The sequence below is a fragment of the Pantoea sp. ABR1s genome (assembly GCF_057812235.1).
The window spans coordinates 2181043-2203622 of the sequence record NZ_CM173823.1 but is presented as its reverse complement, the minus strand read 5'-3'; the positions used below and the strand labels follow the sequence as shown (position 1 = coordinate 2203622).

The following is a 22580-nucleotide window of genomic DNA, read 5'->3' as shown; positions in this document are numbered from 1 at the left end:
CATGCTTAATCTGACCTTTGACCTGCGTCAGCTCACCACGCGCGCGGCGTTTTATCAGCAGTTTGCTGAGCAGAGCGGCTGTCCGCAGACCTTCGGACATAATCTGGATGCGTTATGGGACTGGCTGACGGGCGGGATGGCGCTGCCTGCGACAATGTGGTTGCAGCACTATGCCGCGCATCAGGCCGATTTAGCGCCGGTGCTGGCGCTGCTGGAAGAGGCGGCGCAGTCGCTGGAGGGCGAACTGCGCCTGATCATTGATTAAGCGCGTAGCGGCTTGAGCAGCGCAACCAGCGCTTCGCGTGCTGCCAGTGGCAGATCGCCGCCGCCAGTGTAACCATTGTTCTCAATGATGACCTGGTTCAGCCCCACCAGCCAGTCGTAGATATAGTAGGCCGTGTGGTTGGCCGGGGCGGCAGAGAGTCTGGTCAGACGCTGACCGGAACTGAAGCTGACGCTGGGAGCCGGAGGACGCGAGAAAATCACCTGACCCCGGTTAACGCGGCTGGAAGGGCGTTCATTTTCAGGACGCTGTAAAAAGCCGAGCCAGGCCACAAAATCCCCCAGCACCGTCATCGCCCGCGTCACCTGACGATCCGCGCGTGATTCATGGCTGACGCTCTGCGTATCGGGCTCATGAAGCGCCAGCTGCAGCTTTTGCGCGATATCGGTGCGGAATCCGGCCGTGATCAGCTCTTCAACCAGCCACTCCATCGTTGGCTTATCCACGTTCAGCAACGCCAGCAGGCTGCGGTTTTCCGGCAGCTGACGCAGATGATCCAGCCACAGCAGCAGCACCTGACGCGGATACTGCTGCGCGCTCTGCAGACTCTGACGCGGCTGAACCGGCGCTTCAGCCGGGCTCTCACTGAACAGGTCAAATTCAAACCCGATACCGAACTGATTTTCCGGTGCCTGAATACTGGCCGGTTTGCTGCCTTGTAAGGCGGACTGATTGAGCCACAGCTGACGCAGCGCCTCACGCGGCGGCTGCAGGCGTTCCAGCAGCTCGCCATGCAGGCCGGTCCGATGCTGTAAACACTTCAGTAGCGTATCGGCGATATTCTGTTTGCGTGCCGCCTGTTCCGGGCTGGCACCCGCTTCGGTCCAGGGCAATAAACGCCGCTCCACCACAGTGTGCTGAATCTGCGCCAGCTGAGCCAGCAGCATGTCGCGGCGCGCTTCCGGCTGCATCTCATCCTGCAACCAGCTCGCCATGCGGTCGACGCCCGCGCGATCCAGTGCCAGCATCGATCCCCAGTGCTGACCGGGCTGTCCCATCTGACGCTGCACCGCTTCATCCACATTGACCTGCTGATGGCGGGCATCGAAAGGGGTAATCGCCCAGATCAGACGCGGTTTCTCTGCGGATTCCTGTGCGGGCTGCTGACGCTGCCATTCGCGCAGCGTTTCGCTGGCGAGGTCGGCATCCTGACGCTGGCTGGCTGCGGTACAGACCAGCAGCAGGTCGATTGCCTGACGCGCGGCGTAAAAACCGGGCAGCAGGGCACGTTTCTGTTCCAGCAGTTGGGCACGCAGCGGATCCTGCTGCTGCAGGCGCTGACGATCTTCCTGAGTTGCCGCGTCACCGGACTGGCCTGGCGCGGGCAGTTCCAGCATATCGGCATCATCATAGAGCGCGGTTCGCGGTGTGGAACTCAGCGGGACCAGCACTTCCAGCGTCAGCAGCGCCAGTAATCCCAGCGGCACGTTCTGCGCCTTACCGATGCGGTTACCATTCAGCGGGCAGACTTCCACCAGCTGCTGCTGATCCTGCTCACTGGCTGGCACAATCAGCTGCTCGGCCGGCAGCAGTGATGTGTCGGTCAGCAGGCTCAGTGGAGCAAGCACCCGGCTGCTGTTACGGAGCTGGTGACGCAGATGCAGCAGGGTGCGCAGCATCTCATTCAGTTCAGGCTGACCCGGCCACAGCAGTGAAAAAAGCTGTACCCGGTCGTCAACGCTGAGCCAGGGCGCCAGCTCAACCGCCTGCGGCCAGAAATGACGATCAAGCCGCGCATCGTGGTGCGCACGGCGACGGCACCAGGACCAGAGTGTCACCAGCGCATCGCCTTCCAGACCCGCCAGCGGCGTGGCGAGGCGATGACGCTGCAGGCGCTGCAGTGCGCTGTCGATCTGTGCGGTGTCGGGCGTTGTCGCGCCGGCACAGGCGACCATCAGCCGTACGATCTCCGCTTCACTCAGCAGCGTCAGTTCAACCGGCCACTCGTTTGAAAGTGGCTCGCGCTGATGGCTGAAACGGGTGGCGGTAGCAAAATCGAGGTTGCCGGGATTGATATGCTGAAACCAGTTCAGCAGTTTATCACCCATGCGGGTCACTAACTGGCCCTGTGCATCGGCCACCATTTCGTTCAGCAGCCAGGCCTTACCCGCCTGCGACTGGCCAAACAGCGCCAGCGTCACCGGACGCGCCACCTGCTGCGCCAGCGCCTGAGTCTGCACGCGCGCCTGGCGCAGTTGCAGCGTCAGGGTTTCTGCTTCCAGCGCCAGACGCGGCGACTGCTCACGGCTGCTCTCAATCCAGGCCAGACTGTTATTCAGGGCGTCCTGCAACAGGCCAAGACGTTTTGCCAGCGTTTGCGGCTGACGGGGTTTCAGGGCTTTCATCGTTTACACACGCTCCCGCTGTCAATCCAGTATTGCGCATTGGCATTGCCGGTCGCCGACAGGGTATTCAGCTTAAGACTCAACTGCTCCAGCGGCACGCGGGTGCCATCATCCAGGCGGGCATCGCTCAGCACCAGACTTTCCGGGCCGGACGCGTCGGGTCCGGCTTTTACCGCCAGCCGGATGCGCAGCACGCTCTCACCGGCCACTTTACGCGCCAGGGTGGCGTCGTTCAGCGTCAGGCTATAGAGCGGCGAGGCGGGCCAGCGATCGTTATCAAGCTGGCGGAAGCCGAGACAGACGTTGCCGCGAATACGGAAACTGCGCTTTTTATCCAGCACATAGCCGGGATCGTCGAGGTCAATTTCGCTGTAGCAGAGGTTCTCGTCCGTCAGCGCCTGGTTTTCGTCGAGCATGCCAAGATAGCGAATCGTCGAGTAGGGTTCAAAATCGCCTGCGCGGAACCAGAAGCTGCTGAGGCGCAGATCCAGCGCCAGCAGGCAGAGCATCGCGCCGACCGCCGCGGTCGATTTCGGGTTGTCAATGCGGCCATGTTTGTTAAACGGATACCAGTCGCTGGTGTGATAGCCTTCCAGCGACAGTATACGGCTGCCCGGCAGCGGTTGCAGATGACGCACCAGCGCCTGAATGCCCGGGAAGCGCGACGGGCGACCGGTCAGCAGCAGCACGTCACACTGATAGAGCGACACCACTTCACACATTGAACGCAGCGCCGGGATAATCGCCATCCGGTGCTGCATAAATTCACCGTGCAGCTGTGACAGGCTCACCACCAGCGGTACCTGCAGCAGGTCAAAGCGGCTGTTACCGCCCAGCTCGCGCTGAATCTCGCCGTTGACGAAGGCCAGTACCGCTTCGCCCGGCGGCTGATCGACCAGCTCGCCAAACAGTGCGTTGATCTCCGCGTGGCTCTCCAGCGGATCCCAGTTTTCGTAGCGTTCCAGTACCGCCTGCGCCAGCGGAATAAACAGTTGTAAGGTGATCTGCTGACGCAGCGTGGCCTGACCGTCCATGCGGCTGTCGTGACCAAACAGCTTGTTCATCAGCGGTTCCGCCAGCGTCAGGCCCGCTTTCTGCAGATGCTGCTGCAGCGCCGGTAAAATCCACAGCTGAATCACATCCAGCAGGATATCGTCGCCCGCGACTTTAAAGCCTTCGCGGAACAGCAGTCGCGGCGTGATTTTGACGTTGTTGCCCTGACCATCATCCAGACGATACTGGGTGATGGCGAGGTCAGTAGTGCCGCCGCCGATATCAATCGAGGCGATGCGCAGACTCTTGCCTGGCAGTTCGTCAGCATCGCGCGGGCGATCCGGACGGGCCATGCTGCTGAAAAAGTCTTCGGCGCGACCGGCAAAGTTGACCTGGGTTTCATTAAACAGCCAGACCATCTGACCACAGGTCGCTTCATCCCACTCCATCTGCACATCCGGCAGCGGTTTCGGGTTCTGACGTGGCAGTGCTGGTGAAAGGTCATCTTCGTCAGCCAGCCAGCCTTCCGCTTTCCAGACCAGCGCCAGCGCTTCCTGCATCCGGCGGCGGAAAATTTCACGCTCCGGCTTCGGCATCGCTGACGGCAGCGTCAGGATCACATGGCGCAGCTGACGCGGCGCGTGGCTCTGTGGCATCCGCTGACGCTGTGCCGCGCTGTTCATCTGCATCAGCGCCTGCGCCAGCAGCTCACACAGCATAAAGGTCATCAGCGAACTGCGGCTGTAGTGCGGAGAAAAGACCGGCAGACGATCGTCGGGTGCCAGCGTCGAGAGCGGCTGGCCTTCGTCGTTGAGCAGGGTGGTAAAGGGTGCGGCATAGGCCAGCGGTTCAGTCTGCTCGCCGGGCGTGTTAAAACGCCAGCCTGGCTGATAGCGCGCCTCATCCCACAGATAACGGCGCGGGCTGGAGAGGCCGGTGCTGCCTTCCAGTCCCACACGCTGCAGGGCCAGACGGCTCGCTTCACGGCCGACGCGCGTCAGAGAAGGCCACATAAAGGCCTGCTCACGACCGCTCTCCAGCGAGAAGTTCGCTTTGCCAAAACGGGTCTCGGCAAACTCCAGACGGCTGTCAAACAGCTCGTTGTAAACCTGATGCGGCTGCGACAGATCGCGCAGCTGCAGCTCATAGGTCTGTTTCAGGCCGTTGCTCTCTTCCGGGTGATCTTCAACCAGAATGCCGCAGGTATGGGAGTTACCGACATCCAGAATGATATCCACATTGACCGCCGGGGTCTGCAGCGTGGCGGCCTGAATATGGATCTCGCTGAGGTCGAGCTGTTCGCCCAGCAGTTCCAGCAGATTGAGGTAGTGCGCCTGATACTCAAACTCGCGCAGCGCCTGATTAATCGCCTGTTCGCGGCGATCGGAGACGCGGTCGGTAAAGGATTCGCGCAGCCAGCCGTCAACCCAGGTCAGGTCAAGAAAATCACCCAACTCGTAGTTGTGCCAGGCGAGCGCAAAGGTCACACCGTTCTGAGCATCAGCCGTGCTGAGGCCGAGTTGTTCACCGCCATCCTGTTCCGCCACGCAGCGGGTATCAAAGGCCAGGCTGACGCGATGGGTATTGCCTGCTGCATCGGGCGCGGGCAGCGCAACCAGACGCATCCGCGCCCAGTTTTCAGGACCGCCGATAAAACGACGTCCGCTGGCACAGCGCAGCATCGGCAGCGGCAGCCAGCAGGCTGACAGCAGAGAGAGCGAGTCCGCCAGCGCGATATCAGACTCCGGGCGCACCACTTCCGCAGCGCCGCCATCTTCCGGATAGAGCAGGAACTTACCGCTGTTGCCATCGACGTTCAGGCGCAGCAGCGGGCCGTTGGCGGTCTGGCGCACAAACTGGCGGCGCGCAGGGGTATCTGAGAGTTGCAGGCCGAAATCCAGAAACTGCACGCCGCTGTTTTCAATCAGCGAAATTTTTTGTTTGTCATCGATCAGGGGAGCCAGCATCGTTATTTACTCTCACGCTTAATCGTCATCGGGAAGACCCGGTCATCAGCATACTGCGCTTCACACACTGCGGCACCGATACTCGCATGGCAGACCAGCAGCGGCATACGGTAGCGCGAATTGTTCTGGCACTTCGCCGTGTAGCGGCTCTCAATCACCAGGTTACCGGCGCTGGTCATGGCCGCGCTGACATCCGCTTTACAGGTGGTATTGCCCTGGGCGATCTGCACGCTGCCTTTGCCGTTTTTAAACTGGAAGCGCATCACTGGAGGCTTACCGGTTGGCGTCGGCATCTGGTCGATAGTCACACGCCAGCGGCCATCAATCACCCTAACCTGGCCATCGCGCACCGCATCCGGCGTCACGATCAGGTCATCGGGTTTGGCCGGAACCGGCGCCGTCACCGTTGTGGCAAGGGTAGCAGATGCGTCTGCCGGTGCGGTATCGGTGGTTGTGTTGGCCGGTTTCTGCGGCTGCGATTCAGGGAGTTTTTCCGGTGCTGCCTGCTCTGCAGGTGGCGTGACAGACGGTGTCGCCGCAACCGGTGCCGGAGTCGCAGCAGGGGCCGGAGTGGATACCGTCGCCGGGGCTGACGCTGGCTTCGCAGTGGCAACCGGTGTTTTTACGGGTTCAGAACGATGCAGCAACACGGCCACCGTCACGGCAGCAGCAATCGCCACCGGCGGTAACAGATACCAGACGCGGAAACGGCGGCGAGCCGCTACAGGCGTCGCCGGCTGAGCTTCAACGGGTGCCGCAACCGGCAGCGGTTCAGCCACAGGTTCAGGTTCGGGCTCAGTGATTATCTCTGGTTCAGCGATGACCGGCGCGGCAGGCAGCTCAGGCAGCGGTTCAACCAGCGCCACTGGCAGGTTCTCTTCCAGCGTGTCACGCAGGCAGGCCAGCGCGTCATCGCGGCTGCGCGCCTGGGCATCGACAAAGCCCCAGAAGGTGATGACCGGTTTGCCATCAACCAGATAGACATACTGCTGGTCGGGGAATTGCAGGGTTTTGCTCAGCAGCGCACCAAACAGCCGCATTGATGGGTTCTCTGCCGCGCGCGCGCGCGTACTGAGATCCTGCATATCCTGCTGACAGGCGGTGAGCTGTTGCAGCGCCGCGCGACGTTCATGATCGCTGGCACCCAGCCAGGATTTTACCCGGCCGCTAAAAGGGGCATACCAGTCGAGGCGATCGCCCCGTTCATTGGCCTGAGGAATGGCCAGGCAATCTGCCAGTGCGCTCTGACGGCGCAGGCGCAGGGTTTCACGAATTTGCAGTGCTGAGGCATAGACCGGCTGGCCATTTTCACCTAACGCCAGAACTGCATCTAAATTACCGCTGCGCAGAAAAGTTTTTGCCACCTGTTGGGCCCTTATCGGTCGTTGTCTGAGGCAGAAAATCGCGTGTTATCGACGATTGGGTTGATTTTACGCGGGGCAATGACAAATCAAACGGCAGAAAAAGGGGGTAAATCCACTGTTTTTTTCACCGGCTGACGGAAAAATCACCGCTATTTCAGAGAGTATGACGCAATCAGCCGGATTTGCGCACCAGCAGCAGGTGGGCGATGACGCCGCCCGCCAGTCCCCAGAAGGCCGGACCAATGCCCAGCAGCGAAACGCCGGATGCGGTGATCAGAAAGGTGATCAGCGCGCTGTCGCGTTCGGCAGGCAGATCCAGTGCGCGGTGGAGGCTGCCACCCAGCGTGGCAAGGAGAGCCAGACCCGCCAGCGCCTCAATCAGCACCACAGGCAGGGCACTGAACAGCACGGCGATCAGCGCACCGGACGCGCCCGCCAGCAGATAGAAGATCCCCGCCAGCGCCGCCGCGCGCCAGCGTTGCTGAGGATTTGGGTCGACCTCATCGCTCATGCAGATGGCCGCCGTAATCGCCGCCACGCAGACCGAAAAACCCCCTAATGGCGACAGCAGCAGCGCAATTAATCCGGTCCAGCTCATCAGTGAAGAGACGGGTGGACGGTAGCCGTGCGCCTGTAGCGTGGCGATGCCGGGGGCGTTCTGCGACGCCATCGTCACCAGGAAATAGGGCACGCCGATCCCCAGCAGCGTGGTGAGCGTAAAGTGCGGCATCACGACTTCCGGCATTGCCAGCCTAATCGGCTGCGGCGGAAAGTGGATGGCGTGCTGTGCCAGCGCGACGGCAACACCCACCAGCAGCGTGACCAGAATTGCATAGCGGGCCAGCCAGCGACGGGCCAGCAGCCAGGCCAGGCACATGCTGCCGCACAGTACAAAGTTACTTTGCAAATCGGCAAAGGTCTGCAGCCCGAAGCGCAGCAGAATACCTGCCAGCATCGCCGCTGCCAGCGAGGCAGGAATGTAGTTCATCAGCCGGGCAAACAGGCCGGTGACGCCGCACAATACGATCAGCAGGTTGGCGAAAACAAAGACGCCTATCGCCTCATTCAGCGAAACGCCGTGAAAACTGGTCGCCAGCAGCGCGGCGCCGGGCGTTGACCAGGCAGCCAGCACCGGCATGCGGTAGCGCAGTGACAGGCCCAGCGAGGCGATCCCCTGCGCAATGCCCAGCACCGACAGCCAGCCGCCAATCTGCGCGGGCGTGGCGCCCGCCGCCTGAAACATCTGATAGATAATTGCGCCGCTGCTGCTGTATCCCACCAGCACAGCCACGAAGCCGGAGACCAGCATCGGCAGGGTAAAACGGGGAGGTTCCGCTCTCGTCATGGTCAGACTCTTTATGAGGTTGTGCGTTATAGCGCACATGGTCGCATGATGCGCTATAACGCACAAGTGTTACACTATTACCATAACGTCACTCACCAGGATGACGAGAAAGCAGGAGAAAAAATGGCGGATTTTCAGCAACACCTGAGCAGCGCGCTCAGACAGTTGCGGCAGGCCAATGGCTGGAGCCTGACGCTGACGGCGGAGCGAACCGGCGTCAGTAAAGCGATGCTGGGCCAGATTGAGCGCGGCGAATCGAGTCCCACCGTGGCGACGCTGTGGAAGATTGCCACCGGTTTCAACGTTCCTTTTTCCTTTTTTATCGACGGCAGCGTACTGCCTTCAGGCGCCGCGCCTGGATTCAGTCAGCCCAATGCCGACATGTCGGTACGGTCGCTGCTGCCTTACGATCCGCAACTGCGTTTTGATCTGCTGGCGGTGGAGCTGGCAGCGGGCGCGCAGAGTCATTCTTCGCCCCATGAAGCGGGCTGTGTGGAGCAGGTGGTGATCATCGAGGGCGAACTATTGCTGGGCGTCGGTGACCTCTGGCGACGTCTGCTCGCCGGGGAGGCGTTCCAGTTCAGGGCCGATGTGCTGCACAGCTACCGTAACCCGCTCAGCACGCCGCTGCGCTTCCACAGTCTGATCCACTATCTGCAGCGCCCGGACGTTACAAATTGATACCTGAGCAAACTACACAGTTTACCTTCGTATCTTTATACTTTCGCTTATCGATGGAGACGGGTAATGAGCGATCTGACTGAATCCGCTGCAATGCTGCGTATGCTGGTGGGCAAGCTGGGCCGCCGGTTGCGCGAGTCAGCGCCGCCTGGTGAATTGACCTGGTCGCAGGTCGCGGTGCTGGGTCATCTGGTTCGCGATGGGGCGATGACGGTAACGCAACTGGCGGCGGCCGAGGGCGTACGCACCCAGTCAATGGGCGCGACCGTCGCCGGGTTACTGGCGGCGGAACTGGTGACGGGCGAGCCGGATCCCCATGATGGCCGTAAAACCCGCTATCTTCCCACGACGTCCAGCCTGGCGGTGATTACGTCGAGTCGCGCGATGCGCGATGACTGGCTGGTCCGGACGCTGGAAGCGCGACTGAGTCCGGCAGAACAGCAGCAACTGACCGACGTTCTCCCTCTGCTGCAACGACTCACTGACTATTAAATCTGAGGATTCAACATGGCTGTAACCACACTGGATGCAAAAACTGCGCTGATTGTTATCGACCTGCAACATGGCATTGTGGCGCTGCCGCTGGTTCATGAACCGCAGCCGGTGATCGAACGCTGTGCCGGACTGGCTGAGGCGTTTCGCGCGCACGATCTGCCGGTTGTGCTGGTTAACGTGGCTGGTGGGGCGCCGGGCCGCAATGAGCAGGCACGTCACAGCGGCGAATTGCCCGCCGACTGGGCCACGCTGGTTCCGGCGATGACCCCACAGCAAAATGACCTTACGGTCACCAAGAAAACCTGGGGTGCGTTTCACGCCACGGCGTTGCACGATGAGCTGCAAAAGCGCGGCATTACTCAGGTAGTGATTTGTGGTATCGCGACCAGTATCGGCGTGGAATCCACCGCACGACAGGCGTATGAGCTGGGTTACAACGTCACGCTGGCGACCGATGCGATGACCGATCTCAACCTCGATACGCACAACAATAGCGTGAACCTGATCTTCCCGCGCCTGGGTGAAACCGGCAGCTGTGAGGATATTAAGGCGCAGCTGAATTCGCGCGAATGATTGGCGTGTGAAGGTAATATCCGGGCCACCGCGACGGTGGCCCGAATTGTTTTAGCGGAAGGCGTAACCCAGCGTTAAACCGACGCTGTAATTGCGGCCCGGCGCAGATTCGAAGTAGCGTCCATTACTCTCATTCACAATCACTGAACCCACATAGTGCCGATCAAACAGGTTATCGACCCGGCCAAACAGATCCAGCGTCCAGTTCTCAACCAGCCACTTATAGCCACTGTTTACTGCTGCCACGGTGTAGGACGGGGTGTTCACGCTATTCTGATCTTCAGCGGCGATCTGGCTCAGATAACGCACCTCACTGCCTGCATAAAAGCCCTGTTCCGGCAGATAACCGAGTCCGGCGTAAGCCATGTTACGGGCAATACCAGGAATGCGGTTGCCGTCACAGCTGTCGCTGCCGCAGGCGTTAGTGCGATAGCGCGCATCCAGCAGGGTGTAGGCCATCTTCAGCCGCCAGTCCCAGGCAAACTGCTGATCCAGGCTTAACTCCAGACCACGACGGCGGGTCTGACCGGCATTTTTATAGGTAGTGCGTCCGCCACTGCTGGCATCCGCCACAATCTCATCCTGGGTATCGGTCTGGAACAGCGCCGCGCTGATCAGGCCATTGCCGATGCGTTTCTTACTACCAATCTCCAGCGTATCGCTGGTGGCCGGTTTCAGCCCCAGATTCAGACCGGTCGCGCCGTCTGAACGGTAAGAGAGCTCATTAATGGTCGGGGTTTCAAAGCCGCGACCGGCGGAGATCCACGCGTTCCAGCCTGGGTCAAAGGCATACTTCAGTGCCGCAGCGGGCAGCCATTTGTGATAGCGCGCATCACCGCTGTCGTCGCCGTTACCAAGCTGAATATAGAAGTCATTAGAGTCAAAGTTAACGGTGCTGAACCGCACACCCGCATCCAGCGACAGCTTATCGGTCAGTTGCCAGGCGGTCTGCAGATAGGGATCGAGCGTCCACATCAGGTTGCGCTCGTTGCGGCGAAGATTGCCCTGTTCGCCCAGTTGCGTCACCCCGTTGCTGACCGTGAAGTTTTCATAGCCCTTGCGGCGCTCGGTCATGGTTTCGTAGTCGAGTCCGCCGGTCAGCGCCACCGGAATAGACAGCAGCGTGTCGCGATGGGTCCAGCGGGTATCGACGCCCTGATAGTGGCGGGTCAGGGCGATCACGCCACCGGGATGAGACGGGTTGCGCTGCACGGCTGCGGGGATCGACTGGAACTGGGTAGTTTCGCGCATGCCCGCATAGAGCATCACGCTGAGGTCGTCATTTTCACTCATCTGGCGCTGATAACGCAGGCCGCCCTGAGTCTGATCGACAGTCTTACGGGTGTTATAAAGCGGGACGTTGCTGACCACCTGACGTGGATTCTCACGCCACTGCGTCTCGGTTAAGCCGCCGGGATCCTGCGCGTCAATGTGAACGCTGTTAAACAGCAGCGTCAGGGTGCTGACATCATCAATACGCACGCCCAGTCGGGCGTTGCCAAGGTTCTTCTGCGCAGCGCTGTGATCACGATAGCCGTGAGTGGTGAAGCGTGAGGCGGAGATGGTGTAGTTAACATCCCCGGCATGGCTGCCGTCACCGGTCGCACCGCTGGCTTTCACGCTGTTGCGCCAGCTGCCGTAACTGCCATACCAGCTGCTGGCTTCAAGCGTGGTCGGCTGCTGACCCTGCTGAGTGGTGACATTGATCACGCCACCCGAAGCGTTGCCATAAAGCGCAGAGAACGGGCCGCGCAGCACCTCAACATGATCAATTGAGCCGATATCGATATTGGAGGTCTGCGCCTGACCATCCGGCATGGTGGCCGGGATGCCGTCCACATAGATGCGCAGCCCGCGTACGCCGTAGGTTGAGCGGGAGCCAAAGCCACGCATCGACAGCTGCAGGTCCTGTGCGTAATTTTGCCTGTTCTGGATCTGCAGACCCGGCACGCTGCTGAGGTTTTCCGACAGGTTAACGCGCGGTGCTGCCTGGCGCATATCGTCGCCACTGACCACGCTCAGGGCCGCAGGCGTATCGAGTTCGTTAAGGCCCGTTTCCGGCGGTGCCGCCGTGACGACCAGGGTATTGTCATTATCCGCCGCCGCCAGCAGCGGCAGCGGCAAAATGGCAGGCAACATCAACAGCGTCGCCTGGCGCAGAGAGATTATTTTCATTATATGTGGCCTGAAAAAAGAGAGGATATGAACCAGGTGGAACAATTTCCGCATATGGTAAGGGTTTGATGCGCTGGGGTACATCGTTTCGGGCTGGATTTTTTCTCTGTTTACCGCCAGGCTGGAATCCATCTTTTGCAGTGATCAGGCGTCCGATTCACCCGGATGCAGACAAAAAACTCACGGGAGTCAGCATGAAACAACCTGAAGTGGCGGTTCTGGGATTAGGCGCAATGGGGCACGCATTTGCCGCAAACCTGCTGAAAAAAGGCTTTCGCGTTCATGGCTGGAACCGCACCCGCGCGCGCGGCGAAGATCTGCTGGATGCGGGTTTACAGCTGGCTGACTCGCCAGCCGAGGCGGTGCGTGAAGCAGATGTCGTGATCGCCATGCTGTCTGATGGCGACACCACTGAGCAGGTGCTGCATCAGGTCAAAGAGGCGTTTAAGCAGGGCGCGACGCTCTGCCAGATGGGCACCATCGGCGTAGAAAAAACCGACGCGCTGATCGCCTTTTTCGCAGAAAAACGCCCCGATTTGTTACTGATCGATGCGCCAGTCTCCGGCACCAAAGCACCAGCAGAGAATGCGCAGATTCTGGTGCTGGCCAGCGGCGATCAGAGCCGGGCGCAGGCCGCAGAAGCGGTATTTGCTGCCATCAGTAAAGGCACTCAGTGGCTGGGCGAGGCGGGAAAAAGCACCCGGATGAAGCTGGTGATCAACAGCTGGCTGATTGGCATGATGCAAAGCCTGGCGGAGAGTACCCGGCTGGCAGAGCAGTTCGGCTTTTCCACCGACGATCTCTGGCAGGTGCTGGAGGGCGGTCCGCTGGCCGCACCGTATGCGAAAATGAAGCTCGGGATGATCGCCAGCGACGACTTCACGCCTCAGATGCATCTGGTCTGGGCGCTGAAAGATGCCCGCCTGGCGCTGGATGCCGCAGAGACGCCACTGCCGGCGCTGGAGAATATCGCCCAGCTCTGGCAGCAGGCGGTGGAGGCCGGACACGGTGAAGAGGATCTGGCGGTGATCTACCGCTACCTGAAGGCGCAATGAGTCAGCAGCATTTTGACTTCAGCACGCGTCCGCTGGTGCCGCTGGCGCACGATTATCTGCACGGTGCCAGCGAACCCTGGCACCAGCACGCCTGTGCCCAGCTGATCCACACCCTGAGCGGCGTGGTACGGGTAGAGACGGAGTATGGCAGCTGGATTGTGCCGCCGAGTCGCGGCGTCTGGCTGCCCGCATTTACCCGTCATGCGCTGCAGATTACCGGCAGTGTGGCGGCGCGCACGCTGTTTATCGATCCGCTGGCGCGCGCCGATCTGCCCGCCAGTTGTCAGGTGGTGCAAATCTCACCGCTGCTGCGCGAACTGATTGTCACGGCGCTGAGCCTGCCAGAGCGTTACGCCGCAGGCAGTCGGGCCGAGCGGGTGATGGAGTTGATTCTGGATGAAATCCGCGGCATGGACGTGCTGCCCTTTGCGCTGCCGACGCCCGACAGCCCCCGTTTACAGGCGCTGTGCGAGCTGATTCAGCAGACGCCCGGTGAGAGCTGGACGCTGCTGCGCGCCAGCGCCTACCTGAATGTCTCGGGCCGCACTCTGGCCCGCCATTTTATGCGCGAAACCGGCCTGCAGTTCAGCGACTGGGTGCGGCGTGCCCGACTGGCTATCGCCCTGACGCGACTGGCTCAGGGCGACTCCGTGCTGCGGGTGGCGCTGGAACTGGGCTATGAAAGCCCCAGCGCGTTTAGTGCGATGTTTCGTCGTCTGCTGGGCGTCTCTCCGACTGACTATTTTCCGCCTGCAGAAACTGGCCTGCCGCGCTGAGCAGCGCCTGCAGGGCGGCGCGGGCGGTGTCATTGTCGATACTCACTCCCCAGGCTCGCGCGCCACGGGCATCCACGCAGCTGATATAGGCCACCGAGCGGCTGTCACTGCGTCGTCCCAGCGTATGCTCGTGATAGTCCTCAATGGTCAGATGCAGATCAAACGCGCTGCGCAGGGCATTGACCGCCGCCGACAGCCAGCCGTTGCCGCTGCCGGTCAGCGTCAGCGATTGCATCTGATAGACCACGCTGGCGCTAATCTGCGTCTGCCCGCCGCTGTCACTCTGGCTGTCAGCCCGCTGTAATGCCACCGCGGGCTGCGTGACGCCATACTGGCGGCAGAAGAGCTGCCACAGCGCGTAGTGCGTCATCTCTCCGCCGTGCCGGTCAGTCTCATGCTGTACACAGCGGCTGAAATCCTGCTGCAGCGCTCGCGGCATTTGTAACCCGTGATTCTGCTCCAGCAGCCAGGCGGCCCCGCTTTTTCCCGACTGGCTGTTAACGCGGATAACCGCCTCATAGCTGCAGCCAATGTCGGCCGGGTCCAGCGGCAGGTAAGGCATCTGCCACTCTGTTTCCTGCTGTTCGGCGCGGATGGCGAACCCTTTTTTAATCGCATCCTGATGAGAACCGGAGAAGGCGGTGAAGACCAGCTCGCCCGCATAGGGATGGCGCGGATGAACCGGCAGCTGGTTGCAGCGGGTTACCACTTCAATTACCTCATGCATCTGGCTGAAATCGAGCTGGGGCGAAACGCCCTGGGTATAGAGATTCAGCGCCAGCGTCACCAGGTCCACATTGCCGGTGCGTTCACCGTTACCAAACAGACAGCCCTCGACCCGGTCAGCGCCCGCCAGCAGCGCCAGTTCTGCGCAGGCGACGCCGGTGCCGCGATCGTTGTGCGGATGCACGCTGATGCAGACGGCATCACGGCGGCTGAAGTGACGGCAGAAAAACTCAATCTGATCGGCATAAACGTTAGGGGTGTTCACCTCCACCGTGGCGGGAAGGTTAATGATCATCGGGCGCTGCGCGTCCGGTTGCCAGACATCGGCTACCGCCTCGCAGATCTCCAGCACAAACTCCGGCTCGGTAAAGCAGAAGGTCTCTGGCGAATATTCAAAGGTCCAGTGGGTTTCCGGCTGCGCCTCGCATTCGGCGCGGATCTGCCGTGCACCAGCGGTGGCCAGCGCCACGATTTCTGCTTTGCTCTGTTTAAATACCCGCTCACGAAACAGCGGCGCGGTGGCGTTATAGAGATGTACGATGGCTCGCGGCACACCCTGCAGCGCCACAAACGTGCGGGAAATCAGGTCCTCCCGCGCCTGAGTCAGTACCTGTAACGTCACATCCTCCGGGATACGCTGCTGCTCAATCAGGTCGCGGACGAAATCGAAATCCGTCTGCGACGCCGAGGGAAAGGCGACCTCGATCTCCCGGAACCCGCAGCGCAGCAGCAGATCCCAGAAGGCCATTTTGCGTTCCCGATCCATCGGTTCTGCCAGCGCCTGATTGCCGTCACGCAAATCGGTGGAGAGCCAGCGTGGCGCCTGGGTCAGCTGGCGTGAGGGCCACTGGCGATCGGGCAGGGTGATCAGCGGGGAGGGACGATATTTATCAGCGGGTCGGGTCAGCATAGGAGTCTCCTGTGGTTTTTTTACCAGTCTGCCGACACGCCTCCGGGTCCGCGCGCGCAGGGCTGACAACCTGACGCGCAAAAGTGACAATACCCAGCATGACCTGCATGACCTGCATGACCAGCATGACCTGCATGGCCCTGCGTGCGCTCTGGTTTGGTGAATCCGCCGGGCAGGGTTAGCATGGTCGCCTGTTTATTTGGGTGGACTCTTATGCTGATTTTCGACGGTCACAACGATCTGTTGCTTAACCTCTGGCTGCATCATCGTGATGCGCCCGCGCAGGCGTTTTATCAGGGGATTGAACAGGGCCACCTCGATTTTCCGCGCATTCAGCAGGGCGGGCTCGGCGGCGGGCTGTTTGCGATCTTTGTGCCCCCGCAGGAGTACATTGCCCGCACCGTTCCGGCACGTGCCGACGAGCCGTTTCAACCGCTTCAGATCATGTGGCAACAGCTTGAGATCCTGCAGCAGCTGGCCGATGCGTCAGGCGGGCGGGCGCGACTCTGCCGCAGCCATGACGAGATCGCCGCCTGCCGCGCCGCAGGCGTACTGGCGATGGTGGCACACATCGAAGGTGCTGATGCGCTGGATGAGGAGGGCGAGCAGCTGCACGCCTTCTGGCAGGCGGGGGTGCGCAGCATCGGGCCTTTCTGGAATCTGGCCAGCCGCTTTGGTGAAGGCGTCAGCGGCACCTTTCCCGGCTCGCCCGATACCGGGCCAGGCCTGACCCGCGCCGGAGAGAGGCTGATTCAGCAGGCGAGTGACCTGAAGATGATGATTGACGTGTCGCATATGAACGCAAAAGCCTTTTGGGACACCGCCCGGCTCTCCAGCGCGCCGCTGGTCGCCAGCCACTCCAACGCGCATGCTCTCTGTCCGCAGCCGCGTAATCTGACGGATGACCAGCTGGTGGCGATCCGCGACAGCGGCGGTCTGGTCGGCATTAATTTCGGCAACGCTTTTCTGCGCGCCGACGGTAAACGCGATGCTGACACGCCATTAACAGAAATTGTTAAGCATTGTGATCACTTGTTGAAGATAATGGGCAGCGACCATGTAGCCTTTGGCTCTGATTTCGACGGGATTACTCCACCGGCTGCGCTGGGCGATGTCAGCGGATTGCCGCGATTGCTCGCCGCTTTTCAGGAAGCGGGCTATGATCAGACACTGACAGAGAAACTGGCATGGGGAAACTGGCAGCGGGTTTTACATCTGACCGGGCTGTGATAACAATTTCCTGATGTTCCGGGCTTGATCCCGACGCGCCATTGGCGCAACATCTGCCTGGAAATTGTGACGGCGGTCTCATTAAATGCCGGTCACACTGATTTCAGGCAGCTCATTTACTGTTAACCAAGAGGAAGTAACTCATGTGGAAAAAACCAACTTTCGTTGATATGCGTCTCGGTCTGGAAGTGACTCTCTACATCTCCAACCGTTAATCGTTCTGCCCGCCCTCTGAGCGGGCATTTTTTTTCAACTTCTGGTTTTCCTCTATGTTTATCAAAATCCTCGGTTCAGCCGCGGGCGGCGGGTTTCCGCAGTGGAATTGTAACTGCGCCAACTGCCACGGCGTGCGTAACGGCACGATCCAGGCCCAGGCACGCACGCAATCGTCGATTATCCTCAGCGATAACGGCGAAGATTGGGTGTTATGCAACGCTTCACCCGACATCAGCCAGCAGATCCTGCATACGCCAGAACTGACCCGCAAAGGGGTGTTACGCGGCACGGCGATCGGCGCGATTATCCTTACCGACAGCCAGATCGATCACACCACCGGGCTGCTGAGCCTGCGTGAGGGCTGTCCGCATCAGGTGTGGTGCACGCCGGAAGTGCATGGTGACCTCAGCACCGGCTTCCCGATATTTCCTATGCTCACCCACTGGAATGGAGGCTTACAGCACCGTCCCATTGCGCCACTGACGCCGTTCAGCGTCGATGTCTGTGATGATCTTCAGTTCACCGCGATTCCGATTATCAGTAATGCACCGCCTTACTCGCCGTATCGCGACCGGCCGCTGCCGGGCCATAACGTGGCGCTGTTTATTGAAAACCGCGCGAATGGCCAGACGCTGCTCTACGCGCCAGGCCTGGGCGAGCCGGATGCGGTGATCCTGCCGTGGCTGCAAAAAGCGGATTGCCTGCTGATTGATGGCACCGTCTGGCAGGATGATGAGCTGCTGACCACCGGCGTGGGACACAACACCGGCAAGGCGATGGGCCATCTGGCGCTGGCGGAAGAGCAGGGGCTGATGGCGCTGCTGGCATCGCTGCCGGCAAAACGCAAAATTCTGATCCACATTAACAACACCAATCCGATCCTTAACGAGCAATCACCGCAGCGTCAGTTTCTGACGGAGCAGGGAATAGAGGTGAGCTGGGACGGAATGGCGATCCACCTTCAGGGCTAAAACATGCAGATCACTGACACGCTGTCGCCGCAGGCTTTTGAACAGGCCCTGCGCGACAAAGGCGCTTACTACCATATCCATCACCCGTATCACATCGCGATGCATAACGGTCAGGCCACGCGCGAGCAGATTCAGGGCTGGGTGGCGAATCGTTTCTATTACCAGACCACCATTCCGCTGAAAGATGCGGCGATCATGGCCAACTGCCCCGATCCGGCTACCCGCCGTAAATGGGTGCAGCGCATCCTCGACCACGACGGCAGCAACGGCGAAGAGGGCGGCATTGAGGCCTGGCTGCGGCTGGGCGAGGCGGTCGGGCTGACGCGCGAAGAACTACTTTCAGAGCAGCATGTGCTACCAGGCGTGCGGTTTGCGGTGGATGCGTATATTAACTTTGCCCGCCGCGCCAACTGGCAGGAGGCAGCCTGCAGCTCACTCACCGAGCTGTTCGCCCCGCAGATCCACCAGTCACGGCTCGACAGCTGGCCGCAGCACTATCCGTGGATCAAAGAAGAGGGCTATTTCTACTTCCGCAGTCGCTTGGGTCAGGCGAACCGCGATGTGGAACATGGCCTGGCGCTGGCGCTGGAATATTTCACCACCGCTGAGACGCAAAACCGCATGCTGGAAATTTTGCAGTTTAAGCTCGATATTTTATGGAGCATGCTGGACGCCATGACCATGGCATACGAGCTGAAACGTCCGCCTTATCACACCGTGACTGATAAAGCGGCGTGGCACACCACCCGACTGGTATAACAGATGAATGAAAACTCGATTGCCGCGTTTCGTCGCGGCTACCGCATGCAGTGGGAAGCCGCCCAGGATACCCATGTGGTGCTCTATCCCGAAGGCATGGCGAAGCTGAACGAAACCGCCGCCGCCATCCTTGAGCTGGTGGATGGCAAGCAGAATATCGCCGCGATTATCGCAACGCTGGATAGCCGTTTTCCGGAAGCGGGCGGCGTGTGTGCAGATGTTTTAGAGTTCCTGCAATCAGCCTATGAACAGAAGTGGATACAGTTCCGTGACCCCGCATAAACCTGACGTGAATCCGCCGCTCTGGCTGCTGGCCGAGCTGACCTATCGCTGTCCGCTGCAGTGTCCCTACTGCTCCAACCCGCTGGATTTCGCCCAGCAGGAGAAGGAGCTGACCACCGAGCAGTGGATTGAGGTGTTTCGTCAGGCGCGGGCGATGGGCAGCGTGCAGCTCGGATTCTCGGGCGGCGAGCCGCTGGTTCGTAAAGATCTGCCGGAGCTGATCAAAGCGGCGCGCGACCTCGGCTTCTACACCAACCTGATCACCTCGGGCATCGGCCTGACGGAGAAGAAGCTGGATGCGTTCAGCGAGGCGGGGCTGGATCATATCCAGATCAGCTTCCAGGCGAGTGACGAAACCCTGAATGCGGCGCTGGCCGGTTCGAAAAAAGCGTTTCAGCAGAAGCTGGAGATGGCGAAAGCGGTGAAAGCCCACGGCTATCCGATGGTGCTGAACTTTGTTCTGCATCGCCATAACATCGACCAGATCGACAGGATCATCGATCTCTGCATTGAGCTGGAAGCGGATGACGTAGAACTGGCGACCTGTCAGTTCTACGGCTGGGCGCAGCTTAACCGTGAAGGCCTGCTGCCCACCCGCGAGCAGATCGCCCGCGCAGAGGCGGTGGTGAAAACCTACCGCGAGCGGATGAGCACCACCGGCAATCTGACCAACCTGCTGTTTGTGACGCCAGACTACTACGAAGAGCGCCCTAAGCCCTGCATGGGTGGCTGGGGCGCCATCTTCCTCAGCGTTACGCCAGAGGGCACCGCGCTGCCGTGTCACAGTGCGCGTCAGCTCCCGGTAGAATTTCCCTCAGTGCTGACGCAAAGTCTGGACGATATCTGGTATAACTCATTCGGCTTCAACCGTTATCGCGGTTTTGACTGGATGCCAGAGCCATGCCGCTCCTGTGATGAGAAAGAGAAAGATTTTGGCGGCTGTCGCTGTCAGGCTTACATGCTGACCGGCAATGCCGACAACACCGATCCGGTCTGCAGCAAATCACCGCATCACGGCAAAATCCTTGACGCCCGGCGTGAGGCGGATTGCAGCGACATTAAAATTGGTCAGCTGCAGTTCCGTAACCGCAGCAACTCACAACTGATCTATAAAACACGGAACCTCTGATGAAAACGCGTTGCCTGGAGATAAACGGTCTGACGGTTGAACTGGTGCATCAGCCCGATGCCAGCCAGGCCGCCGCCCTGATTCAGGTGGGCGCGGGGAGTCACAACGAACCCGATCGCTGGCCCGGACTGGCGCATCTGCTGGAACATCTGCTGTTCACCGGCAGCACCGGCTGGCCTGATGAGGGCCGGTTGATGAGCTGGATTCAGACGCAGGGTGGCAGGGTTAACGCCACCACGCTGGCCCGGCGCAGCGCGTTCTTTTTTGAGGTCACGCCGTCGCTGCTGGCTGACGGGCTGGCGCGGCTGCAGGATATGGTCTGCCATCCGCTGCTTGATAATCAGGCGATCGGTCAGGAAGTGGCGGTGATTGATGCGGAATATCAGCTATTGCAGCGTCATCAGCCGTCACGCATTGAAGCGGCACTGCTGCACGCCGCCGCGTCACCTGCGGAATTCCACCGGTTCCATATTGGCAGCCGGACGAGTTTTGGCGATGAGCTCTCTGCGCTACAGCGGGCCCTGCGCCAGTTCCACCAGCGCTACTACTTCGCCAGCAATATGCGGCTCTGGCTGCAGGGGCCGCACTCACTGGATGAGCTGGAACAGCTGGCGCGTAACGTTGCTGCCGCGCTGCCCTCCGGTCAGTGGCGACAGGATCTGCCACCGCCGCAGCTGACCAGCGATACCTGCTGGCAGCTGGCAGAGACCGCACCTGGGGCGCTATGGCGCAGCTGGATACTGGATAACAGTGACGGTGTCACGTTATGGCGTGAATTTCTGCTGGATGAAGCACCCGGATCGCTGCTGGCTACCCTTCGTGAGCAGGGGCTGGCGGAGTCGCTGGAGCTGAAGTGGATCTATCAGGCGGGAGGCGCGCTCTGGCTGGCGCTGGGCGTTGAAACGCATCAACCCGAAACCGTTAATGTCTTGATCGACCGTTATCTGGATGCACTGCGCCAGACGAATGAGCCACAACATCAACACTATCACCATCTGGCGCAGCAGCGATTTGTGACACTGTCACCGATGGAGCAGTTACGCCAGCGCGCAATCGGCTTTGCGCCAGATGAAGCCGTGCCTGCGTTACAGCCGCTGCTGGCGCGTCTTACCGACGCGCCGGGCACGCTGCTGTTCTGCACGTCGCACCCGGCTGAGGAAACCCTTCAGACGCAGGGATTCAGCCTTGCTCTGACCGCCTGGCAACCAGCCCCGTCTGAGGCGCTACCTCCGGCGAATTTCACATTCTATCCGTTCGAGACCGCCTTAACGTCTGAGCCGCTGCCCGCACAGGCGGTGGCATTGCCGCATCATCAGCCTGACGACCTGCAGGCGACGCTGATCCTGCGACCAGAGTTCTGGTCAACGTTCACCGAAGCGACAGGCGAAGCGCTGGGGCGGCGGTTACGTCCGCTGTTTGCCGCGTTGCGTCATCAGGGCGGCAACGGCAGCTGGCAGGAAGTGGAGGGCGTGTGGCAACTGACGCTACAACTGACGCCGGATGAGGCAGTGGCTGACCGGGCGCTGAGCCAGATCGTCGCCGCACTGACGCTGCCGGTTGAGGCGGCGCAGCCTTCTTCGGGAGAAAGCATCGCGATCCGTGCACTGCTGCGGCAGTTGCCCTGGCAGCTGGCCGCCACTATTATGCCACATTGCTGGCGGGCGGCGCTGAAAGGCGGCAACGCGGCACTGCATTCACTGATTGCCCGGCGGCTGAGCGCACTGTCGCTGCCGGTTAACCCTGACACGCCGCCAAAGCGCATGACGACGCAAACTGGTATGACGCGCCTGCCACACAGCAGCGCGGACAATGCTCTGCTGCTGTTTATCCCGCTGCATCGACCTGAACAGCTGGCGGCGCTTCGCGCACTGGCGCTGATCTACGAGCCGCGCTTTTTCCAGCGCTATCGCGTTGAGCAGCCTATCGGTTATGTGGTGAGCAGCCGCTATATGCGCTGTGCCGATGAAGATGGGGTACTGTTTGCGCTGCAATCGCCCGATTACAGCGCGCTGTCACTGCTGCGCTACTGCCGCAACTTCCTGCGGTCACTGAACGAGACGCTGGCGGGTTACGATCTGGCGGCACTGAAAGCGCGTCTTCTGAGCCGGGAAGTGGATCAGCCACTGGCGTGCTTACGCGCAGAAAATGGCCTGGCAGAACCGGATACGAAGCAGATTGAGGCGCTGACACTTGCGGATCTGCAACAGCTTCACCGCACGCTGATTCAGGATCGCCGCCGCTGGCGGGTGCTGTTCACCGGCGGCGAGAATGTGTAGCGCCCGGTATAAAGTTGCTGAATTTATTT

General features: G+C 60.5%; 19 protein-coding genes. 13 read left to right on the top strand and 6 right to left on the bottom strand.

Translation table 11 applies throughout. The features are described 5' to 3' along the window. Nucleotide 1: 1 nt before the first annotated feature. Nucleotides 2-265, top strand: a complete 264-nt coding sequence (locus tag ACXKZD_RS10310; protein WP_010670099.1) for a barstar family protein — start codon at nucleotides 2-4, stop codon at nucleotides 263-265. On the opposite strand, the gene ACXKZD_RS10305 is transcribed toward ACXKZD_RS10310, so the two are convergent. From ACXKZD_RS10305 to ACXKZD_RS10290, 4 genes are all read right to left on the bottom strand, one after another. After that, nucleotides 262-2628: a virulence factor SrfC family protein gene (locus ACXKZD_RS10305; RefSeq protein WP_488981586.1), complete on the bottom strand. Its 2367-nt coding sequence runs from the start codon at nucleotides 2626-2628 to the stop codon at nucleotides 262-264. The genes ACXKZD_RS10310 and ACXKZD_RS10305 overlap by 4 nt on opposite strands. Continuing rightward, complete coding sequence (locus tag ACXKZD_RS10300) at nucleotides 2625-5588, bottom strand: virulence factor SrfB (RefSeq protein ID WP_062757599.1); 2964 nt, start codon at nucleotides 5586-5588, stop codon at nucleotides 2625-2627. The genes ACXKZD_RS10305 and ACXKZD_RS10300 overlap by 4 nt, the downstream gene beginning before the upstream one ends. Nucleotides 5589-5590: 2 nt before the next feature. Beyond that, the gene (locus ACXKZD_RS10295; protein ID WP_052272070.1) at nucleotides 5591-6952 is read right to left on the bottom strand and encodes an SrfA family protein; all 1362 of its coding nucleotides are present in this window, start codon (nucleotides 6950-6952) and stop codon (nucleotides 5591-5593) included. Nucleotides 6953-7124: 172 nt separating this feature from the next. Continuing rightward, nucleotides 7125-8336, bottom strand: coding sequence for a benzoate/H(+) symporter BenE family transporter (locus ACXKZD_RS10290; RefSeq protein ID WP_187507596.1), 1212 nt, complete (start codon nucleotides 8334-8336; stop codon nucleotides 7125-7127). A gap of 84 nt (nucleotides 8337-8420) precedes the next feature. Between ACXKZD_RS10290 and ACXKZD_RS10285 the strand changes: the two genes are divergently transcribed. From ACXKZD_RS10285 to ACXKZD_RS10275, 3 genes are all read left to right on the top strand, one after another. Further along, nucleotides 8421-8978, top strand: coding sequence for a helix-turn-helix domain-containing protein (locus ACXKZD_RS10285; RefSeq protein WP_045140377.1), 558 nt, complete (start codon nucleotides 8421-8423; stop codon nucleotides 8976-8978). Between the two features lie 66 nt (nucleotides 8979-9044). Continuing rightward, nucleotides 9045-9470, top strand: coding sequence for a MarR family winged helix-turn-helix transcriptional regulator (locus ACXKZD_RS10280; protein ID WP_010245273.1), 426 nt, complete (start codon nucleotides 9045-9047; stop codon nucleotides 9468-9470). 15 nt (nucleotides 9471-9485) lie between these two features. Beyond that, nucleotides 9486-10046: an isochorismatase family protein gene (locus ACXKZD_RS10275; protein WP_033787919.1), complete on the top strand. Its 561-nt coding sequence runs from the start codon at nucleotides 9486-9488 to the stop codon at nucleotides 10044-10046. Nucleotides 10047-10097: 51 nt separating this feature from the next. Here ACXKZD_RS10275 and pqqU read toward each other — a convergent pair whose 3' ends face one another. After that, on the bottom strand, nucleotides 10098-12221 hold the full coding sequence (gene pqqU / locus ACXKZD_RS10270) for a TonB-dependent receptor PqqU (RefSeq protein WP_488981585.1): 2124 nt from the start codon (nucleotides 12219-12221) through the stop codon (nucleotides 10098-10100). 194 nt (nucleotides 12222-12415) lie between these two features. Here pqqU and ACXKZD_RS10265 point away from each other — a divergent pair, with 194 nt between their 5' ends. Then, a complete protein-coding gene (locus tag ACXKZD_RS10265) occupies nucleotides 12416-13276 on the top strand; it encodes an NAD(P)-dependent oxidoreductase (RefSeq protein ID WP_033757580.1) in 861 nt (286 codons plus the stop codon). Beyond that, nucleotides 13273-14052, top strand: a complete 780-nt coding sequence (locus ACXKZD_RS10260) for an AraC family transcriptional regulator (protein ID WP_033771733.1) — start codon at nucleotides 13273-13275, stop codon at nucleotides 14050-14052. The genes ACXKZD_RS10265 and ACXKZD_RS10260 overlap by 4 nt, the downstream gene beginning before the upstream one ends. On the opposite strand, the gene leuA is transcribed toward ACXKZD_RS10260, so the two are convergent. Further along, nucleotides 13973-15688 (bottom strand): 2-isopropylmalate synthase, encoded by a 1716-nt coding sequence (gene leuA / locus ACXKZD_RS10255; protein WP_488981584.1) that lies wholly within the window; start codon nucleotides 15686-15688, stop codon nucleotides 13973-13975. The genes ACXKZD_RS10260 and leuA overlap by 80 nt on opposite strands. A 213-nt stretch (nucleotides 15689-15901) precedes the next feature. On the opposite strand from leuA, the gene ACXKZD_RS10250 reads away from it, so the two are divergent. The 7 genes from ACXKZD_RS10250 (at nucleotide 15902) to pqqF (ending at nucleotide 22551) form a co-directional block, all read left to right on the top strand. Next, a complete protein-coding gene (locus ACXKZD_RS10250) occupies nucleotides 15902-16918 on the top strand; it encodes a dipeptidase (RefSeq protein ID WP_033757585.1) in 1017 nt (338 codons plus the stop codon). A 143-nt stretch (nucleotides 16919-17061) separates the two neighbouring features. Further along, nucleotides 17062-17133: a pyrroloquinoline quinone precursor peptide PqqA gene (gene pqqA / locus ACXKZD_RS10245; RefSeq protein ID WP_010245082.1), complete on the top strand. Its 72-nt coding sequence runs from the start codon at nucleotides 17062-17064 to the stop codon at nucleotides 17131-17133. A 54-nt stretch (nucleotides 17134-17187) separates the two neighbouring features. Then, entirely contained in the window at nucleotides 17188-18105 is a 918-nt protein-coding gene (pqqB, locus tag ACXKZD_RS10240; RefSeq protein ID WP_061901461.1) for a pyrroloquinoline quinone biosynthesis protein PqqB, read from the top strand. Nucleotides 18106-18108: 3 nt separating this feature from the next. Next, nucleotides 18109-18864, top strand: coding sequence for a pyrroloquinoline-quinone synthase PqqC (pqqC, locus tag ACXKZD_RS10235; RefSeq protein WP_010245074.1), 756 nt, complete (start codon nucleotides 18109-18111; stop codon nucleotides 18862-18864). Between the two features lie 3 nt (nucleotides 18865-18867). Continuing rightward, complete coding sequence (pqqD, locus tag ACXKZD_RS10230) at nucleotides 18868-19146, top strand: pyrroloquinoline quinone biosynthesis peptide chaperone PqqD (protein WP_488981583.1); 279 nt, start codon at nucleotides 18868-18870, stop codon at nucleotides 19144-19146. Next, nucleotides 19109-20275, top strand: coding sequence for a pyrroloquinoline quinone biosynthesis protein PqqE (pqqE, locus tag ACXKZD_RS10225; protein WP_161793189.1), 1167 nt, complete (start codon nucleotides 19109-19111; stop codon nucleotides 20273-20275). Before pqqD ends, pqqE begins: the two co-directional genes overlap by 38 nt. Then, entirely contained in the window at nucleotides 20275-22551 is a 2277-nt protein-coding gene (pqqF, locus tag ACXKZD_RS10220; RefSeq protein WP_488981582.1) for a pyrroloquinoline quinone biosynthesis protein PqqF, read from the top strand. Before pqqE ends, pqqF begins: the two co-directional genes overlap by 1 nt. Nucleotides 22552-22580: the final 29 nt, after the last annotated feature.

What these genes read in the sequence shown, in the direction of transcription:
- ACXKZD_RS10250 (WP_033757585.1), top strand. Translation starts at nt 15,902, where the DNA reads ATGCTGATTTTCGACGGTCACAACGATCTGTTGCTTAACCTCTGGCTG.
- ACXKZD_RS10290 (WP_187507596.1), bottom strand. Translation starts at nt 8,336, where the DNA reads ATGTGCGCTATAACGCACAACCTCATAAAGAGTCTGACCATGACGAGA.
- ACXKZD_RS10285 (WP_045140377.1), top strand. Translation starts at nt 8,421, where the DNA reads ATGGCGGATTTTCAGCAACACCTGAGCAGCGCGCTCAGACAGTTGCGG.
- ACXKZD_RS10265 (WP_033757580.1), top strand. Translation starts at nt 12,416, where the DNA reads ATGAAACAACCTGAAGTGGCGGTTCTGGGATTAGGCGCAATGGGGCAC.
- leuA (WP_488981584.1), bottom strand. Translation starts at nt 15,688, where the DNA reads ATGCTGACCCGACCCGCTGATAAATATCGTCCCTCCCCGCTGATCACC.
- pqqF (WP_488981582.1), top strand. Translation starts at nt 20,275, where the DNA reads ATGAAAACGCGTTGCCTGGAGATAAACGGTCTGACGGTTGAACTGGTG.
- ACXKZD_RS10310 (WP_010670099.1), top strand. Translation starts at nt 2, where the DNA reads ATGCTTAATCTGACCTTTGACCTGCGTCAGCTCACCACGCGCGCGGCG.
- ACXKZD_RS10260 (WP_033771733.1), top strand. Translation starts at nt 13,273, where the DNA reads ATGAGTCAGCAGCATTTTGACTTCAGCACGCGTCCGCTGGTGCCGCTG.
- pqqE (WP_161793189.1), top strand. Translation starts at nt 19,109, where the DNA reads ATGAACAGAAGTGGATACAGTTCCGTGACCCCGCATAAACCTGACGTG.
- pqqD (WP_488981583.1), top strand. Translation starts at nt 18,868, where the DNA reads ATGAATGAAAACTCGATTGCCGCGTTTCGTCGCGGCTACCGCATGCAG.
- ACXKZD_RS10300 (WP_062757599.1), bottom strand. Translation starts at nt 5,588, where the DNA reads ATGCTGGCTCCCCTGATCGATGACAAACAAAAAATTTCGCTGATTGAA.
- pqqC (WP_010245074.1), top strand. Translation starts at nt 18,109, where the DNA reads ATGCAGATCACTGACACGCTGTCGCCGCAGGCTTTTGAACAGGCCCTG.
- pqqU (WP_488981585.1), bottom strand. Translation starts at nt 12,221, where the DNA reads ATGAAAATAATCTCTCTGCGCCAGGCGACGCTGTTGATGTTGCCTGCC.
- ACXKZD_RS10305 (WP_488981586.1), bottom strand. Translation starts at nt 2,628, where the DNA reads ATGAAAGCCCTGAAACCCCGTCAGCCGCAAACGCTGGCAAAACGTCTT.
- ACXKZD_RS10275 (WP_033787919.1), top strand. Translation starts at nt 9,486, where the DNA reads ATGGCTGTAACCACACTGGATGCAAAAACTGCGCTGATTGTTATCGAC.
- ACXKZD_RS10280 (WP_010245273.1), top strand. Translation starts at nt 9,045, where the DNA reads ATGAGCGATCTGACTGAATCCGCTGCAATGCTGCGTATGCTGGTGGGC.
- pqqB (WP_061901461.1), top strand. Translation starts at nt 17,188, where the DNA reads ATGTTTATCAAAATCCTCGGTTCAGCCGCGGGCGGCGGGTTTCCGCAG.